This is a genomic window from Mesorhizobium sp. B2-1-1 (genome assembly GCF_006442975.2).
Lineage (GTDB): Bacteria > Pseudomonadota > Alphaproteobacteria > Rhizobiales > Rhizobiaceae > Mesorhizobium.
Genome location: NZ_CP083954.1, coordinates 5645259 through 5661727 on the forward strand (window position 1 = coordinate 5645259; position 16469 = coordinate 5661727).

General features: G+C 61.9%; 16 protein-coding genes and 1 riboswitch. Of the genes, 8 read left to right on the forward strand and 8 right to left on the reverse strand.

Annotated elements, in window-relative coordinates; all coding sequences use genetic code 11:
- Window positions 1-67 precede the first annotated feature (67 nt).
- Window positions 68-994 (reverse strand): tyrosine-type recombinase/integrase, encoded by a 927-nt coding sequence (locus FJ972_RS27365; RefSeq protein WP_140523983.1) that lies wholly within the window; start codon window positions 992-994, stop codon window positions 68-70.
- A gap of 713 nt (window positions 995-1707) precedes the next feature.
- Window positions 1708-2118, reverse strand: a complete 411-nt coding sequence (locus FJ972_RS27370; RefSeq protein WP_140523981.1) for a helix-turn-helix domain-containing protein — start codon at window positions 2116-2118, stop codon at window positions 1708-1710.
- A 183-nt stretch (window positions 2119-2301) separates the two neighbouring features.
- Between FJ972_RS27370 and FJ972_RS27375 the strand changes: the two genes are divergently transcribed.
- The 3 genes from FJ972_RS27375 (at window position 2302) to FJ972_RS27385 (ending at window position 4573) form a co-directional block, all read left to right on the forward strand.
- Window positions 2302-2922, forward strand: coding sequence for a type IV toxin-antitoxin system AbiEi family antitoxin domain-containing protein (locus tag FJ972_RS27375; protein ID WP_140523979.1), 621 nt, complete (start codon window positions 2302-2304; stop codon window positions 2920-2922).
- Entirely contained in the window at window positions 2912-3811 is a 900-nt protein-coding gene (locus tag FJ972_RS27380) for a nucleotidyl transferase AbiEii/AbiGii toxin family protein (protein ID WP_140523977.1), read from the forward strand. The genes FJ972_RS27375 and FJ972_RS27380 overlap by 11 nt, the downstream gene beginning before the upstream one ends.
- Window positions 3812-4207: 396 nt before the next feature.
- On the forward strand, window positions 4208-4573 hold the full coding sequence (locus tag FJ972_RS27385) for a hypothetical protein (RefSeq protein WP_140624801.1): 366 nt from the start codon (window positions 4208-4210) through the stop codon (window positions 4571-4573).
- Here FJ972_RS27385 and FJ972_RS27390 read toward each other — a convergent pair.
- On the reverse strand, window positions 4551-5540 hold the full coding sequence (locus FJ972_RS27390) for a LysR family transcriptional regulator (protein WP_140496609.1): 990 nt from the start codon (window positions 5538-5540) through the stop codon (window positions 4551-4553). The two genes, FJ972_RS27385 and FJ972_RS27390, sit on opposite strands and share 23 nt — an antisense overlap.
- 289 nt (window positions 5541-5829) lie before the next feature.
- On the opposite strand from FJ972_RS27390, the gene chvE reads away from it, so the two are divergent.
- The 4 genes from chvE to araD1 all read left to right on the forward strand — a co-directional run bounded on the left by chvE (window position 5830) and on the right by araD1 (window position 11011).
- On the forward strand, window positions 5830-6900 hold the full coding sequence (gene chvE / locus FJ972_RS27395) for a multiple monosaccharide ABC transporter substrate-binding protein (protein WP_140496611.1): 1071 nt from the start codon (window positions 5830-5832) through the stop codon (window positions 6898-6900).
- 98 nt (window positions 6901-6998) lie between these two features.
- Window positions 6999-8531 carry a multiple monosaccharide ABC transporter ATP-binding protein gene (mmsA, locus tag FJ972_RS27400; protein WP_140496613.1) on the forward strand — a complete coding sequence of 511 codons (1533 nt, stop codon included), beginning with the start codon at window positions 6999-7001 and terminating at the stop codon, window positions 8529-8531.
- The gene (gene mmsB / locus FJ972_RS27405) at window positions 8528-9820 is read left to right on the forward strand and encodes a multiple monosaccharide ABC transporter permease (RefSeq protein WP_140523975.1); all 1293 of its coding nucleotides are present in this window, start codon (window positions 8528-8530) and stop codon (window positions 9818-9820) included. The genes mmsA and mmsB overlap by 4 nt, the downstream gene beginning before the upstream one ends.
- 198 nt (window positions 9821-10018) lie before the next feature.
- Window positions 10019-11011, forward strand: a complete 993-nt coding sequence (gene araD1, locus FJ972_RS27410; protein ID WP_140524070.1) for an AraD1 family protein — start codon at window positions 10019-10021, stop codon at window positions 11009-11011.
- A gap of 48 nt (window positions 11012-11059) precedes the next feature.
- Here the strand turns inward: araD1 and FJ972_RS27415 are convergent, their stop codons facing one another.
- Both FJ972_RS27415 and FJ972_RS27420 read right to left on the reverse strand, forming a co-directional pair.
- Window positions 11060-11833, reverse strand: a complete 774-nt coding sequence (locus tag FJ972_RS27415; RefSeq protein ID WP_140523972.1) for an ABC transporter substrate-binding protein — start codon at window positions 11831-11833, stop codon at window positions 11060-11062.
- A gap of 98 nt (window positions 11834-11931) precedes the next feature.
- Entirely contained in the window at window positions 11932-13026 is a 1095-nt protein-coding gene (locus FJ972_RS27420) for a 2'-deoxycytidine 5'-triphosphate deaminase (protein WP_140523969.1), read from the reverse strand.
- Window positions 13027-13103: 77 nt separating this feature from the next.
- Window positions 13104-13181: riboswitch (SAM riboswitch) on the forward strand.
- 57 nt (window positions 13182-13238) lie between these two features.
- On the opposite strand from FJ972_RS27420, the gene FJ972_RS27425 reads away from it, so the two are divergent.
- On the forward strand, window positions 13239-14426 hold the full coding sequence (locus tag FJ972_RS27425; protein ID WP_140523966.1) for an O-succinylhomoserine sulfhydrylase: 1188 nt from the start codon (window positions 13239-13241) through the stop codon (window positions 14424-14426).
- A gap of 21 nt (window positions 14427-14447) precedes the next feature.
- On the opposite strand, the gene FJ972_RS27430 is transcribed toward FJ972_RS27425, so the two are convergent.
- The 3 genes from FJ972_RS27430 to FJ972_RS27440 all read right to left on the reverse strand — a co-directional run bounded on the left by FJ972_RS27430 (window position 14448) and on the right by FJ972_RS27440 (window position 16285).
- On the reverse strand, window positions 14448-14774 hold the full coding sequence (locus FJ972_RS27430; RefSeq protein ID WP_140496628.1) for a BrnA antitoxin family protein: 327 nt from the start codon (window positions 14772-14774) through the stop codon (window positions 14448-14450).
- Window positions 14758-14973 carry a BrnT family toxin gene (locus FJ972_RS27435; protein ID WP_140496630.1) on the reverse strand — a complete coding sequence of 72 codons (216 nt, stop codon included), beginning with the start codon at window positions 14971-14973 and terminating at the stop codon, window positions 14758-14760. The genes FJ972_RS27430 and FJ972_RS27435 overlap by 17 nt, the downstream gene beginning before the upstream one ends.
- Window positions 14974-15133: 160 nt before the next feature.
- A complete protein-coding gene (locus FJ972_RS27440) occupies window positions 15134-16285 on the reverse strand; it encodes a ceramide glucosyltransferase (protein WP_140523964.1) in 1152 nt (383 codons plus the stop codon).
- Between the last annotated feature and the right edge of the window lie 184 nt (window positions 16286-16469).

Genomic DNA, 16469 nt, shown 5'->3' on the forward strand with positions numbered 1-16469 from the left:
AGGGTTTGCGCCTGATTTGGCGAGTGCCGAAAACCAGCGGTTTTACAGGTAGTTTTACACAGAACGTTCACTTTTTGGCCTGATCGAGTTTTCGGATGCGCTCCTTGATTGCGGCTCCGCGGCTCACATAACGCCTTATGATGCGCGAAACATGGTCCTCTTCCCAGCCCATGATCTCGGCGATCTCGCGCTCGGTCAGGCCGGCGGTGTAAAATTTGGTCGCGGCCGTGCCCCGAAGATCATGGAAGTGCAGGTCAACGCCTTTCGGCCATGCGATCTTCTTGGCGTCGGAGAACGAGCTGGCCAAACCGTTGACGGTCCACGGGCGCTTCTTGCTGCTGGTCAGGATAACCGGTGAGCGCTTCGGTATCCGCCCGAGGGCGTCGCGCAGTTCCTGATAGAGCGGAATGATGGCTTCGCGCTGGTGTCTGCTTTTGCCGGTGGTGATGGTTATGGCATCCTCGTCGACATGGGACCATGATAGGCGGATGAGATCGCCTACCCGAAGACCAGTGCATGCAGCCAGATCGACGGCATGAGCAATTTCGGCCGAGCACGTCTTCTTCAGATGCCCGACGTCGCTGTCTGTCCAGATGATCTCCGAGCGAGAGCCGCTGTAAAGCTGTTTGACGCCTTCGCAAGGGTTCGAGCCAATCTTGCCGAGTGGATCGACCGCGTATGAGAGCACGCGAGAGAGAACCTGCATGCCGTAGTCGGCAGACCTGGGCGTCTCGGCATATGCCGCGCGCCACCGGCGGATTATTGGTCTGATCTTTTCCGGCCGATCGAACTGGGCGATGCGCAGTTCCCCGAAATGGCCGGCAATCCGGTCGAGCCAGGGACCCCAGTTGCGTCGCGTCGACTCGGCGAGTTTCTTGTAGTCGGCGCTCGCCTTGTATTGCGTGACCAACGATCGAAAGCGGTTGTTGTCAGGCGACGTGCGGCTGGCAATCGCCTCATTGTAGGACGCGAAGAACTCCGGTGTGCTCCGCATCCCAACAAGGCGCGGACCACCGCGCCAAGCATACCAATAGACATTACCCTTAGCCTTGGGCAATTATCAGTCTAGGGTTGTGCTTCTAGGTTGACGGCGCAACCGCAAACAGTCAACTTGGATCCGAAAACTGTCAACCTACGGCCATCAAACAGGCCATTTCGGTCATCAGGCCGCCATCTGTCAACCAAAACGACAACCAAAACAGCCAAAACCCGCGGCTAAGTTGTCGTAACTTTACATTTGGTTGACACATTTGAGCCGATTCCAGCTTTTTCAGATCAACGTCAACATCTTGATCGGCTAATGGACCGATCAGTAAAGACACATAAAAGGTCCACTAGCGAGCGGGAACAGCTTCGACCGACCAGTGAAGCGTAGCATCTACCGGAACGCGTAGTGACTCGCTGTTTACGAATGATGAGACCCCTTGCACCGCAAGCTCCAAAACATATTCCGCAGACTTGACGGCACAGTTCGTTATCGACTTGGCGCCGGATGCAAAGACATCGGATCGACCATCGTGAAATGATGCAATGTGCATAATCGCGATGTCTTAGGCGTTTTAGAACGAATAGACGGACCAATTAGGGAAGGAGGCGTCCGGGCGCGCCTTCATTATTTCGCCCACAACTCCGGAGTCCCGTTACCTCCTTCGGCCCGATTATCAGCAATCCGGCGCCAACTCTTGATGGATAGGTCTTGCTCGCCGCTCATTTGCCGAATATCCCTCGGAGAGCAGACCGCGCCTTCGAGGTGAGGCTTGGATTGGTCTGATCGGACGCGCGGCGAATTTCCTCGAGCCATGCCACTTCGTTCTCGGTGACCGGCGTCCCGAAGATCTGCCGGACGGCAAGCTCGGTGGTGTCGCCGCCGAGCTGCTCGATCGCCAGCTGGAATAGCATCACGGGATCGCAGTCGAGGGCAGTCGCCAAAGCCGACACCCTGTCGAGAGGCAGCTTTGCCGTGCCGGCCTTGATCATGGCGAGCATGTTGGGGTTGACGAATCCGGCTTCGGCGGCAATCGCAATCTGGGTCTTCTTCGGCCTCAGCTCGAGGATGCGCTTTTCAAGATACTTTGCGAGCCTGGTGCCTGCGAAGGGCTTGCCGGAGCGGTTACTCATCGTCACTTTCCTCTGAAATCGCATCTTCGATGTGCTGCTAATTTCTTTATAGCGACGGTCTGTCGGGGATTTCGTGGGGGGTGACGGGTATTCAAGCGAGCCAGCTCTCGCAGAGGATAAAGTCATTACGGAGAGCAATTGTATGTGATATAACCTCTTCTATTACGCCTAGACGTCGAGGATATGTCACACAAGCCTACACAACGCGATCAAGCCCGTGCACTGCTGCTGGATGGCAGTCTGGTCCGTCTGCGCGACCTGACCGGGGCGGGAGTGAGTCCGGAGACAATGGCCCGTCTGGTTCGCGAGGGTGAGGTCGTGCGGCTCGCGCGTGGCCTCTACCAACTGGCAGAAGCCATGCCAGATGCGCGTCGCTCAATCGCTGAAGCTTCGGCGCTGGTTCCCAAAGGGGTGGTCTGCCTCACCTCAGCGCTGCAATTCCACGATCTGACGCTGCAGATGCCCTCAGCCATCTGGATGGCCATTGATCGAACGGGTTGGAAACCGAAAGTCGACTATCCGCCCATCCGTTTTGTCCGCTTCAGTGGCCATGCCCTCACGGAAGGCATCAAACGGCACCGCATCGAAGGCATCGACGTTCCAGTGTTCGAGCCCGCAAAAGCCATCGTGGACTGCTTTCGCTACCGCAACAAGATTGGACTCGACATCGCGATCGAGGGGCTCCGAGAAGGGCTCAGGACGCGCCAGGTCACGCCGGATCAACTGTGGAAATTCGCCCAGTCTGGCCGGGTCTGGTCGGTGATGCGCCCCTACGTCGAGGCAATGGTCGCCAATGGCGCGTGAGCTTCGCAACGTTGGCGCCTCGGTCAGAGCCCGCCTGCTCGATCGCGCTCGCGAGGAGCGGGCCGACTTCCAGCTGCTGCTAACACGGTATGCGCTTGAGCGGCTACTCTACAGGCTCAGCATATCCACCGAACGCGAGCGCTTTCTCCTGAAGGGCGCGATGCTGTTTGCGGCCTGGCTCGACAATCCCTTCCGCCCTACGCGCGACCTGGATCTTCTCGGAAGCGGCGATGCAGGTGTCGCCACAATGGTCGAGTGCTTCCGAGCAATCTGCTCGACACCTGTGGAGGATGACGGTGTCGAGTTCGACGTTGCTGGACTTACGGCCGAGCCGATCCGCAATGACGCGGAGTATGCCGGCGTTCGTGTCAGGACTGCCGCGACGATTGCCGGCGCACGTGTGCCCATTCAGGTCGACGTCGGCTTCGGTGACGTGGTGACGCCGGCGCCGGTCGACCTTGAATACCCAACCTTGCTCGACTCGCCACCGCCCCGCCTTCGCGCCTACCCGCCGGAGACGGTCGTTGCGGAAAAATTTGAGGCCCTGGCAAGGCTGGGCGTCGCCAATAGCCGCATGAAGGACTTCTACGACCTGTGGATGATCGCAAGGACCTTCAGCTTTGAAGGGAGCGTTCTTTCCTCCGCGATCAGACGAACGTTCGAGCGACGCCAAACGGCCTGGCCAACCGAGATACCGACAGGACTGAGCGTTGCCTTCGCAGCCGCAAAGAGCGGTCAGTGGCGGGCTTTCCTGACGCGGGAGCGTATGGCGGCGGCGCCCGGCGATTTCACTACCATCATCGATGGCCTGCGGGTGTTCCTGGCACCGCTTCTGACTGAAGGACCGCACACCGGCCGGTGGCCGCCGGGCGGGCCGTGGACTGAATAGCGTCTCTGCTGCCAAGTTTGGGCATAGGCTATAGCGCGAGGATGGCGCTCACGGTTTTACAGCGTCATTGATTTCATTGGATAATTTCTGGTCGAGAATCAGCTCGTTTTACAGCTAAGCCACTGGATATAAGCATCACGTCCAGCTTCCCAAGCTGAACGCGCGGGTTCGATTCCCGCTACCCGCTCCAGTCTGCGCAGCAAGGGGCTTGCACCCTTGCCAAGCCGCTCCAACTACCGGTTTCTCGCGCAATTCCGGGAAAACCGCTCCAGCCGTTTTCCCGGTATCGTTTTAGAGCCAAACACTGACCCAGACGCGCCTGCGCCAGCAGCGGACATGGCGGCGGCCGCGGCGCCAATAGCTGCGGCAGACCCTGCGCCAGGCGCGGCGGCGCCCATGACGACGGTGCCGGCGATGCCACCGGCGATGCGAGATCTGCTCCACCTCGGCTTGATCGTCTCCTTCGAAGACGGCCGCATCAGCCCTGTCGAGGTCGTCCTTGTCGAGCTCGTCAAGGATTCCGTTGCCGTTCGGGACCCCGGCAACTGCTGTGCCGGGCCTGGCCAGGCCTGCAAAAGCAACGGCCCCCGCGACGCCAAGCATTCCAGTAAGAAACAACCGACGTTCCATCAAAATCTCCCGAGTTGTTTATCATCGGCGCATCGTTCCCCGGCTCAAAACGAGCTCCGGCGCGAACGCCGATTGGCCTTTGAACGCACTTACCTGGTTTTTGTTCCGGTCATCCCACTTCGCGCAGGATGAAGTCATGCAGCATCTTTGCCGCCGGCGACAGGGCGCGGTTCTTCACTGTGATCAGGCTGTAGGGCCGGACCTCGATGTCGAATTCGGTCTGGACGACATCGATGGCGCCGGCCAGCCCTTCGGGATTCTGGATGAATTTCGCCACCTGGATCGAGACCGGCGCGATGGCGTCGGAGTGCGCGACCATGACCAGGGTCAGGAGCAGCGAACTGGTGTTGAGGATGCGGTCCGGCAGCGCGATGTTGCGGTTCAGGAAATTGCTCTCCATGGCCTGGCGCAGCGGCGAGCCGCCGGACTGGAAAACCCAGTCATAGGCCGCGGTCTCCTCCAACCGCACCGCCTTGCCCTCGGTCAGCGGATGGCCCCGGCGCACGATCAGGCAGGCTTTCTCGACGCCGATCACACGGGACTCGAACAGCCGCGGGTTGAGATCGTCGGGGATGCGCGCGATGATGAAGTCATGGCGCGACGCGATCAACTCGCGCGCGAGCACGTTGGAGGTCTCGACCTGCATGGTGATCTCGATGCGCGGGTAGATGCGGCGGATTTCGCGGATCGCCGGCACCGCGAGCTCGATCGCGGGCGCCGTCACCGCACCAAGGAACACCGAGCCGCCCTTGCCCGCCTTGAGTTCGGAGATCTCGCGATCGACCTCGCGCATCTCCAAGAGGATGGAGCGCGCGCGCCTGGCGAGCGCCTTGCCATAGGGCGTCAAGGTGACGCCGCGCGGCAGCCTTTCGCAGAGCGTGACGTCCAGCACGGCTTCCATCTCGGCGATCATGCGCGAGGCCGCCGGCTGTGAGATATTCATGACCTGGGCGGCGGAACTGACCCGGCCGTGATCGTCCAGTGCAACGATCATGCGCATATGGCGCAGGCTGAGGCCGCTGCGCAGCAGGGTCTCACCGTCACCGGGGAGCACCTCGTAACCTTCTGAAATCCCGCCAGGATTGCGCAACGTTGCCATTGATTTCCCTTCGCTCCCAATGCCCTTGAGTTTAGCGTCAACGTATACCAGTTTCGGTATAGCAATCATCAAAGATCGCATTTGACAGTTATGGCAAAGGGACACACCCTTCGCGCGTCCTGGGGCGTGCCAGTCGATGACGAGGAAAATCGTGTCGATTGAAATCAGTCCCAGGGCCGATTGGGAGGATACCGGAGATCGATAGACGACAGCGGCGCTTGCGCTCCTGCTCGCCTGCGCGGCCCGCGAAGCCCCGAGGTGTCGCGTCCATCAACCAGGGAGAGTAATTGTGAAGATCATCAAGACGCTGGCCGCCGTCGCGGCCCTTGGCATCGCTGCCATGACCTATTCGGCGCACGCCGCCGACAAGGGTCTCGTCGGCGTGCTGATGCCCACCAAGACCTCGCAGCGCTGGATCAACGACGGCGATGCCGTCAAGTCCCAGCTCGAGGCTTTGGGCTATACGGTCGACCTGCAATATGCGCAGGACGACATCCCCAACCAGCTCAGCCAGCTGGAAAACGAAATCACCAAGGGTCCGAAGGCGCTGATCATCGCCTCGATCGACGGCACCACCCTGTCGGATGCGCTGCAGAAAGCCGCTGACGCCGGCGTCGTCGTCGTCGCCTATGACCGCCTGATCAAGAAGACGCCCAATGTCGACTACTACACCACGTTCGACAATTTCGGCGTCGGCGTGATCCAGGCGAATTCGCTGGTGAAGGGCCTCAAGGAGCGCTTCCCGAATACCAAGCCGTGGAACGTCGAACTGTTCGGCGGCTCACCCGACGACAACAACGCCTTCTTCTTCTACAACGGCGCGATTTCCGTCCTGCAGCCGCTGATCGATGACGGTTCGATCAAGATCAAGTCCGGCCAGACCGGCATGGACAAGGTCGGCACGCTGCGCTGGCTCGCCGCCACCGCCCAGGCGCGCATGGACAATCTGCTGTCGGCCAACTATTCGGACGGCAGCCGCGTCGATGGCGTTCTGTCGCCCTATGACGGCCTGTCGCGCGGCATCACCGCCTCGCTGCGCGCCGTCGGTTACGGCACGGAGGCTCAGCCGTGGCCGATCGTGACCGGCCAGGACGCCGAGACCGCCTCGGTCAAGCTGATCATCTCGGGCGAACAGTACTCGACCGTGTTCAAGGACACCCGCGAACTGGCCAAGGCCACCGTCGAGCTCGTCGACAAGGTGCTCTCGGGCGGCAAGCCGGAAGGCCTCGACACCAAGACCTACAACAACGACGTCAAGGTCGTTCCCTCGATCCTGCTGACGCCGCATGAGGTCGACAAGTCGAACTACCAGGCTCTGGTCGTGGACTCCGGCTACATCAAGGCCGACGAACTGAAGTAAATTCGGTTGCATAGCCAGGGGTCCTGCGCAACGCAGGGCCCCTTTTCGTTCACCAGCGACCCCGGTATTGTTGCGGGTCTCGCAGGAGCACTTTACCCATGGCCTCGACGATTTTGGAGATGCAGGACATCACCAAGACGTTTCCCGGCGTCAAGGCGCTGTCGAACGTCAACCTTCGGGTCGAGGAAGGCGAGATCCACGCCGTGGTCGGCGAGAACGGCGCCGGCAAATCGACGCTCATGAAGGTGCTGTCGGGCGTCTATCCCTCCGGCACCTATGACGGCCAGATCATCTTTCAGGGCCAGGAATGCCAGTTCAAAGGCATTCATGACAGCGAACGCAAGGGCATCGTCATCATCCACCAGGAGCTTGCGCTGGTGCCGATGCTGTCGATCGCCGAAAACATCTTCCTCGGCAACGAACACGCCCGATACGGCGTCATCGACTGGAATGCCAACGAGGCGCGCACCAGCGCCCTGCTGAAGAAGGTGGGCCTCAAGGAGGACCCCAAGACGCTGATCACCAATATCGGTGTCGGCAAGCAGCAGCTGGTCGAAATCGCCAAGGCGCTGAGCAAGGAGGTCAAGCTCCTGATCCTCGACGAGCCGACGGCGTCGCTCAGCGAAAAGGACAGCCAGGCGCTGCTCGACCTTCTGCTCGAATTCAAGCGACAAGGCATGACCTCGATCCTGATCTCGCACAAGCTCAACGAGGTGAACCGGGTCGCCGACAAGGTGACCGTCATCCGCGACGGGCGAACCATCGAGACGCTGTCCAGGAAGGACATCTCGGAAGACCGCATCATCACCTCGATGGTCGGCCGTTCGCTCGACGATCGCTATCCGCCGCGCGAGCCCGATATCGGCGAGGTCGTGTTCGAGGTGAAGAACTGGTCGGTCTATCACCCGCTCCATGCCGAGCGGCAGGTGATCAAGGGCATCGACATCAATGTGCGCAAGGGCGAGGTGGTCGGCATTGCCGGGCTGATGGGCGCCGGGCGAACCGAATTCGCCATGAGCCTGTTCGGCCGCTCCTATGGGCGCCGCATCACCGGCGAGGTGCTGCTCAAGGGCAAGCCGATCGACGTCTCCTCTGTGAGCAGGGCGGTCGAACACGGCATTGCCTATGTGACCGAGGATCGCAAGACCTACGGCCTCAATCTCATCGACCATATCAAGCACAACATTACGCTGGCCAATCTCGGCGGCGTGTCGCGCCACAGCGTGATCGACGATTTGCGCGAGCTTGCCGTCGCCAACGACTATCGCAAGCAGACCAACATCCGCGCCTCCAGCGTCTATCAGATGACCGGCAATCTTTCCGGCGGCAACCAGCAGAAGGTGGTGCTGTCGAAATGGCTGTTCGCCGACCCGGAAGTGCTGATCCTGGACGAGCCGACGCGCGGCATCGATGTCGGCGCCAAATATGAAATCTATACGATCATCGCGCGCCTTGCGGCCGAAGGTAAGGCGATCGTGGTCATCTCGTCGGAAATGCCAGAACTGCTCGGCATCACCGACCGCATCTATGTCATGAACGAAGGCCGCATCGTCGGCGAAATGCCCGCGGCGGACGCAAGCCAAGAAAGAATAATGCGCGCCATCGTTCGGGGAGAAGGAAAAGCAGCATGAGCACGGAAAGCGCCCCCGCCCCGCAAAGCAACGTCGCCGAAGATGTAGGGCAGCGTCCACGCATCGCCGTATCGGCGCTGGCGACGAACCTGCGCGAATACGGCCTGATCCTGGCGCTGATCGCCATCATGGTGTTCTTCCAGTTCACCACCTCGGGAACGCTGTTCAAGCCGGTGAACCTGAGCAATCTGGTGCAGCAGAACTCCTTCATCATCGTGATGGCGCTCGGCATGCTGCTGGTCATCGTATCGGGCCATATCGACCTCAGCGTGGGGTCCGTGGCCGGCTTCATCGGCGCGCTGGCGGCGATGATGATGGTGATCTGGCCTCTCGGCATATTCAGCAACCCGCTGGTGGTTTCCATCCTCTGCCTGATCGTGGGCGGCCTCATCGGCGCGGCGCAAGGCTACTGGATCGCCTACCACCGAATACCGAGCTTCATCGTGACGCTGGCCGGCATGCTGATCTTCCGCGGCATATGCCAGGCGCTGCTCGGCGGCGGATCTTCGGTCGGACCGCTGCCGCCCGAGTTCAAGGCGCTCAGCTCCGGCTTCATTCCAGATGTCATCGGACCGCTGACGCTGATCCCGCCAACGGTGAATGCAGCCGGCAAGACGATTATGGGCAGCGGTCTGACGCTGCACATGACGACGATCGTGCTGGGCCTGATCGCCGTGCTGGCCTATGCCTATTTCGGGCTACGGACGCGACGCAAACGCGAACGCCACGGCTATGAGGCCGAGCCCTTTACCCTGTTCGTCATTAAGACGCTGGTCGGCAGCGCGCTGGCGCTGTTCCTGGTCTACCAGTTCGCCAGCTATCGGGGCCTGCCGGTGGTGCTGCTCGTCATGGGCCTGCTGATCTCGCTGTTCGTCTTCGTCACCAAGCGCATGACGATCGGCCGCCGCATCTATGCGATGGGCGGCAATGCCAAGGCCGCGCAGCTGTCGGGCATCAAGACCGAGCGCCTGACGCTTTACGTGTTCGTCAATATGGGCGTGCTGTCGGCGCTTGGCGGCCTGATCATCGCGGCACGCCTTGGCCAGGCCGTGCCGGCGGCAGGCCTCGGCAGCGAGCTCGACGTCATCGCCGCGGTGTTCATCGGCGGCGCCTCGGCGATGGGCGGCGTCGGTCAGGTCATCGGCGCGGTGGTCGGCGGCTTCATCATGGGCGTGATGAACAACGGCATGTCGATCATGGGCGTCAATGTCGACTGGCAGCAAGTGGTCAAGGGCCTGGTGCTGCTCGGCGCCGTGATCTTCGACGTCTACAACAAGAACAAGGCCTGAACAGGCTTCAGGCGAGGCAAGCAGGAGGCATACGGTCGCGGCGCTGCCGGCAATTCGCCGGCTTGAAAAAGTCCTTCAGGACCGAGCTCGCGAGCGCAATCCGGACGACGAGTTCAACCCGTGGCACGGCCAGTCCGAGCCGCGCAGGTCAGGGTTTGCCAGAAGGCAGCCATGCCAAGATATGAGAGAGGACTGATCATGCTGATCTCGCAGATTCTCGACGACGCCGAGACAATCCGTGTCGTTGCACGCACGGGCGGCAAGACCCGGATCATCAACGGCGCGCGCAGCGTCTATTCGCTGGCGATGGAAGCCGCTCGTACCGGCGTGGGCCTTGCCGCGCTGATCGAACGCAAGGGACTTGGCGAGACCGTCGATCTCGACGCCGCCTACAAGAAGGGGCGGCTGCTGTCGCCGATCAATCATCCCGATCCGGCGCATCTGCATCTGACCGGCACGGGGCTCACGCATCTCGGCTCGGCGGCAACGCGCGATTCCATGCACAAGAAGCTCAGCACCGACGGCGAAGAGCAACTCACCGATTCCATGAAGATGTTCCGCATGGGGCTGGAAGGCGGCAAACCCGCGAAAGGCCAGATCGGGGTGCAGCCGGAATGGTTCTACAAGGGCAATGGCACGATGGCCGTGGCGCCGGGTGCCGCGCTCCTGTCACCTGCCTTCGCCAAGGATGCCGGCGAGGAGCCCGAGGTTGCCGGCATCTATGTCATCGGCGACGACGGCGCGCCGTTCCGGGTCGGCTTCACTCTGTCCAACGAATTTTCCGACCATGTGACCGAACGCGTGAACTACCTCTTCCTCGCCCATTCCAAGCTGCGCAACGCCTCCTTCGGACCTGAGATCCTGGTCGGCGACCTGCCCGCCGACATCAGGGGCTCCTCACGCATCTGGCGCGACAGCAAGTTGATTTGGGAAAAGCCGTTCCTGTCGGGCGAAGCGAACATGTCGCACACCATCGCCAATCTCGAACACCACCATTTCAAATATTCGGCTTTTCGCCAGCCGGGCGACGTGCATGTGCACATGTTCGGCACCGCGACCCTGTCCTTCGCCGACGGCATCAAGACCGAAGCCGGCGACGTGTTCGAGATCGAGGCCGGCGATTTCGGCCTGCCGCTGCGCAACCCGCTCGAAATCGAAAAGCCGGTGAAGGTGGCGGTGAAGGCGCTGTGAGATGAGCGTGATCTCCTCCCTGGTGGGAGGAGATCGGCAGCTTCCATCTCAATAAATATCGAAATCGAAATACTTGTCCTGGATCTTCTTGTAGGTGCCGTCGGCGACGATGGCGTCGATGGCTGCGTTGAGCTTGTCGCGCAGCGCCGTATCCTCGAGGCGCACGGCAATGCCGGCTTCGGTCTCGGTGCCCTTGACGTCGCCGACCATCTTGCAGCAACCGTCGCTCGCCTTCTTCATCCAGTCCATCAGCACGAACTTGTCGGAAAGGACGGCATCGAGGCGGCCGTTCTGGAGATCGGTGATTGCCTCTTCCTGGGTCGGATAGAGCTTCGCTTCGGCGCCGGCCTTGCCATAGACGTCCTGGGCGTAGTTGGCCTGCGTGGTCGCCGCCTGGGCGCCGACCGTCTTGCCGGCGAGTGCCGCCGGTTCGGTCGAGGCGATGTCGCTGTCCTTCAGGGCGACGAGCGACAGCGGCGTCGTATAGTATTTGTGGGTGAACGCGACCTGCTTCTTGCGCTCCTCGGTGATGCTCATCGAAGCGATGATGGCGTCGAATTTCTTGGCCTGCAGCGCCGGGATGATGCCGTCCCAGTCCTGGGTGACGATCTCGCATTCGACCTTCATCTGCGCGCACAAGGCGTTGGCGATGTCGATGTCGAAGCCCTCGACCTTGCCGTCGGGCGTGATGGTGTTGAACGGCGGATAGGCTCCCTCGGTGCCGATCTTGATTTTCTCCGCCGCATGCGCCGACAGGGCGCCGGCACCAAGCGTCAGCATGGCGGCGGCCGCCGCCGATATGATCCATTTCGAAATCTGCATTTTCATTCCCCTTGAGCGCCGCCACGTCGGCGGCCGGCGAGGCAGCCAAGCATGGCGAGCCGGCGCAGGCAAGTATCTTGCCTGACGGTGATGAGCGTTCAGGGCGCGGCGCGAAAGTGCTTGGACAGCTTCAGGCCCTGCGCCTGGTAGTTCGAGCCGAGCTCGGTGCCGTAAAGCGCCTGCGGCCGCTTCAGCATATGCTCGTAGACCAGCCGGCCGACGATCTGGCCATGATCGAGGATGAACGGCACCTCATGGCTGCGCACTTCGAGCACGGCGCGGCTGCCGGTGCCGCCGGCCGCCGAATGGCCGAAACCCGGATCGAAGAAGCCGGCATAGTGGACACGGAACTCGCCCACCAGTGGATCGAAGGGCGTCATTTCGGCCGCGTAGAGCGGCGGCACATGCACCGCTTCCTGGCTGACGAGGATGTAGAACTCGTCCGGATCGAGCACCAGCTCGCCGGCGCCGCTCTTGTGGATCGGCTCCCAGAAGTCGACGATCTCCTGCGCCGCGCGTTTGTCGACATCGACGAGGCCGGTATGGTGTTTGCCGCGATAGCCGACCAGCCCGTCACTGTCGCCGTTGAGATCGATCGACAATGCGATGCCGCCGCCGGAGATGTTCGGCGGTTCGGTGGCGACCAGCATTTCGGCCCGGTGCAATTGATGCAACTCTGCTTCCGAGAGCAGCGCATTGCCGGTGCGGAAGCGTATCTGCGAAAGGCGCGAGCCGGCGCGCACGACGATCGGGAAGGTGCGTGGGCTGACTTCGAGATAGAGCGGACCATGATAGCCGACGGCGATCTTGTCGAACTCGTGGCCGCGATCGGTCATCACGCGGGTGAAGATATCGAGCCGCCCGGTCGAGCTCTTGGGATTGGCGGACGCCGAAATTTCCGCCGGCAGCGCCAGGCTTTCGAGCAGGGGCACGATGTAGACGCAGCCGGTTTCCAAAACGGCGCCGTCGGCCAGGCTGATCTCGTGCAGCTTCAGCCGGTCGAGTTTTTCACTGACCTTGTGGTTGGGACCCGGCAGGAAGGACGCGCGCACCCGCCACGCCTTGTCGCCGAGCCTCAGATCAAGGCTGGCCGGCTGGATCTGGTCGGCGTCGAGCGCACGCGACGACTTCAGCGCGCCGGACTGGAACAGCGCCGCAATGTCCTGATCGGGAAGAATTCCTGTCTGCCGCAAAGTCTGGCTCCGCTCTGCTGGTACAAATCTCTTAATGAAGCCGGCAATTGACGCAAGCGTGGCGCGGGTCTAAAGGGTCGTTATCCCGTGGTGATTTGGCCGGTCGGCTTGCAGCCACGTTAAACAAGTCGCTAAAGGACCGTCGGGCCGCAAGGCCGCATGGACCGGTTGCGACTTTTTCGCGGCCGGTTTTTTTGTGTTTGGATAGGACGATGACGAGCAAGACGCGCAACTGGAAGCCTCAGACCGCACTCGTGCATGGCGGAACCCTGCGTTCCGGCTTCGGCGAGACTTCCGAGGCGATATACCTGACCCAAGGCTATGTCTATGAGACGGCCCAAGCCGCCGAAGCCCGCTTCAAGGGCGAGGAACCGGGCTTCATCTATTCGCGCTACGCCAATCCGACCGTCGACATGTTCGAGAAGCGCATGTGCGCGCTCGAAGGCGCCGAGGACGCGCGCGCCACCGCGTCCGGCATGGCGGCGGTGACGGCAGCCCTCCTGTGCAGCGTCAAGGCCGGCGATCATATCGTCGCGGCGCGCGCCCTGTTCGGCTCCTGCCGCTGGGTGGTCGAGACGCTGGCGCCGCGTTACGGCATCGAGGCGACGCTGGTCGACGGCACCGATATCGCCAACTGGGAAAAGGCGGTGCGGCCCAACACCAAGCTGTTTTTCCTGGAAAGCCCGACCAACCCGACGCTTGAGGTGGTCGACATCGCCGCCGTCGCTTCGCTTGCCAATTCGATCGGCGCGCGGCTGGTCGTGGACAATGTCTTCGCCACGCCGCTCCAGCAGAAGCCATTGCAGCTCGGCGCGCATATCGTGGTCTATTCGGCGACCAAGCACATCGATGGCCAGGGCCGTTGTCTCGGCGGCGTCATCCTGTCGGACAAGAAGTGGATCGACGAGAACCTGCACGATTATTTCCGCCATACCGGCCCCAGCCTGTCGCCGTTCAATGCCTGGACGCTGCTGAAGGGCCTGGAAACGCTGCCGCTGCGCGTGCGCCAGCAGACGGAGAGCGCCGGCAAGATCGCCGATTTCCTGGCCGAGCAGCCGGAGATCGCCCGCGTCATCTATCCCGGCCGCGCCGACCATCCGCAGGCCGATATCGTCAAGAAGCAGATGTCGGGCGGCTCCACCCTGATCTGCTTTGACGTCAAGGGCGGCAAGCAGGGTGCCTTCGCCTTGCAGAACGCGCTCGACATCGTGCTGATCTCGAACAATCTCGGCGACGCCAAAAGCCTGATCACCCATCCGGCGACGACGACGCACAAGAACCTCAGCGACGAAGCGCGCGCCGAGCTCGGCATCGGACCCGGCACGCTCAGGCTGTCGGTCGGGCTGGAAGATACCGACGATTTGCTGGACGACATCGCGCAGGCGTTGAAGGCCCGATGAGGACTGGTGGCAGACCGAGGATTACAGGCCTGCCGCTTTGCGCAATGCTTCGTTCATGCGCGTCTGCCAGCCATCACCGCCGGCCCTGAAACGGTCGACAACATCGGCGTCGAGGCGCAACTGTACCGCACGTTTGGGTCGCGCAAGCGGCGGTCGGCCAACTTTGCGGCGCGAAGCGGCATCGGTCGGCTGCGCATCCGGATCGGCCTCGGCGGCGGCAGTGATCGCAGCATCTTCCTCGTCGGTCCTCGCGCCAAGCGCCTTTCTGGCGAGCCCCAAAGCATCAGCGCGCGACTGCTTTGGGGGAGTAGCCTCGCGGCGCACGATCGTCTTAGAGGTTTTCGACATAGTCCGTAATCTCCTGTCTCGTTGCCTTGCGTAGCGAAATTACGCGGATCGCATGGCTTCGCTCGACATAGACCATCACATAAACGCCAGCCTCGATCAGACCGATGGCAACAAGACGATCCTCGCCAAAATCCTCGCTGTCATCGAGCCGGATAACGGCATTGGCGAAATCGAAGGACGGAGCGATCGCGAAATCCACGCCATGCTTGGCCCTGTTTGTCTTTGCCTTGTTTCATCCCACTCGAACAGCATCGCCGTCGGGGCGCTCCATAGGTTATTGTATACACAAAAATAGAGCCTAGTTCAACAATTTTTGTATATACGATAACCTTCCTCGACATCAAGCTGAACCGCCGACATCAAGCGCGGGAGGGCGTCTCTTCGAGCTCGGCCGCCTGGGTGCCGATGGTCATGGCGTTGCCGCGCCAGTCGACGGCCCCGCCCAGCCAACCGCGCATCCAGATCGCGGGCAAAATCAGGTCGCGTGCGATCATCGCGGTGACGATGCGCGGCGACAGATACCAGCCCTTTGCCGAGGCGAGCATGCATTCCGGCAGGTAGGCGAGCGCCAGCACGCAAAGCGCTGTCATGGGCAGGCTGACGCCGGCGCTGGCCGCGGCGATCAATGCCAGCACGAGCGGAGCCGCCACGCCGGTCAGGATCTCGGGTGCGAAGAACAGCGGAAAGGTGACGCGGCGCAGGCGCGCCCAGCGGGCCTGGCGCGACCAGATCTCGCCCGGCATGCGCTGCCCGAGCGGCTGCTCGAAGGGCGAAGCGACGAGATTGACGCGCAGGCCGAGCCTGTTGACCAGTTTGGTCGACGCGGCATCCTCCGCGATCTCGGCGGCGAGCGCACGGATGCCGCCATTGGCGTCGAGCATCTGCTTGTTCCACAACATGCTCTTGCCCTGGGCAAAGCCGAGGCCAAGCGCCTCGCCGGCATATTGCCAGCGCGCCTGCAGCGTGTTGAGGAAAGCGCATTCGACTTCTGCCCAGAAGCCGTCGGGCCGCGAACCGATCGGCGTCGAGCAAACCAGGCCGGTGTCCCGCCGCCATGCCGCCATCAGGTGCTGGACGTAGTCTTTCGGCATCAGCACGTTGGAATCGGCGAGAATGACCCAGTCGTGGCGCGCTGCCTCCCAGCCCTTGACGCAGTTGTTCAGTTTCGGGTTGGCGCTGACGCGGTCGTCGCCGGTGAGCAGGCGGGCCGGCACGGCTGGAAAGCGGGCAATCGCGGCGCGGATCGGCTTGACCGCGGGGTCGTCGGCATGGGCGACACAGAAGATCAGTTCGTAGCGCGGCCAGTCGAGCGAGAAAGCGCGCTCAAGCGTCTCATGGGTAAACGGCTCGACGCCGCGCGCCGGGATGACGATCGAGACAGACAGCGGCTTGCCGGCCGGCGGCGCGATGGCGGCGCGCCGTTTCAGGCGCGAGCAGGCGAGCAGTATGCTGGCGAGATTTGAGGCGATGAGAGCGATCGAAAGCGAGCCGGTTATGAGAGCGAGTTCCATCGATATCCGATCACTCCAGAAAACCCGGCCCGCTTGGCGGCCGTTTTCGACAGTTCGACAGAGCGCCCGAGTCGCCCGGCATTGCTGGTGCACACCATCATTGTCATGTGTCACTCAAATGACATTGTTTGTCGGCACCTGCCCTTCAGGGACAGCAACTCGGACGCGCACGGTTGATCGAACC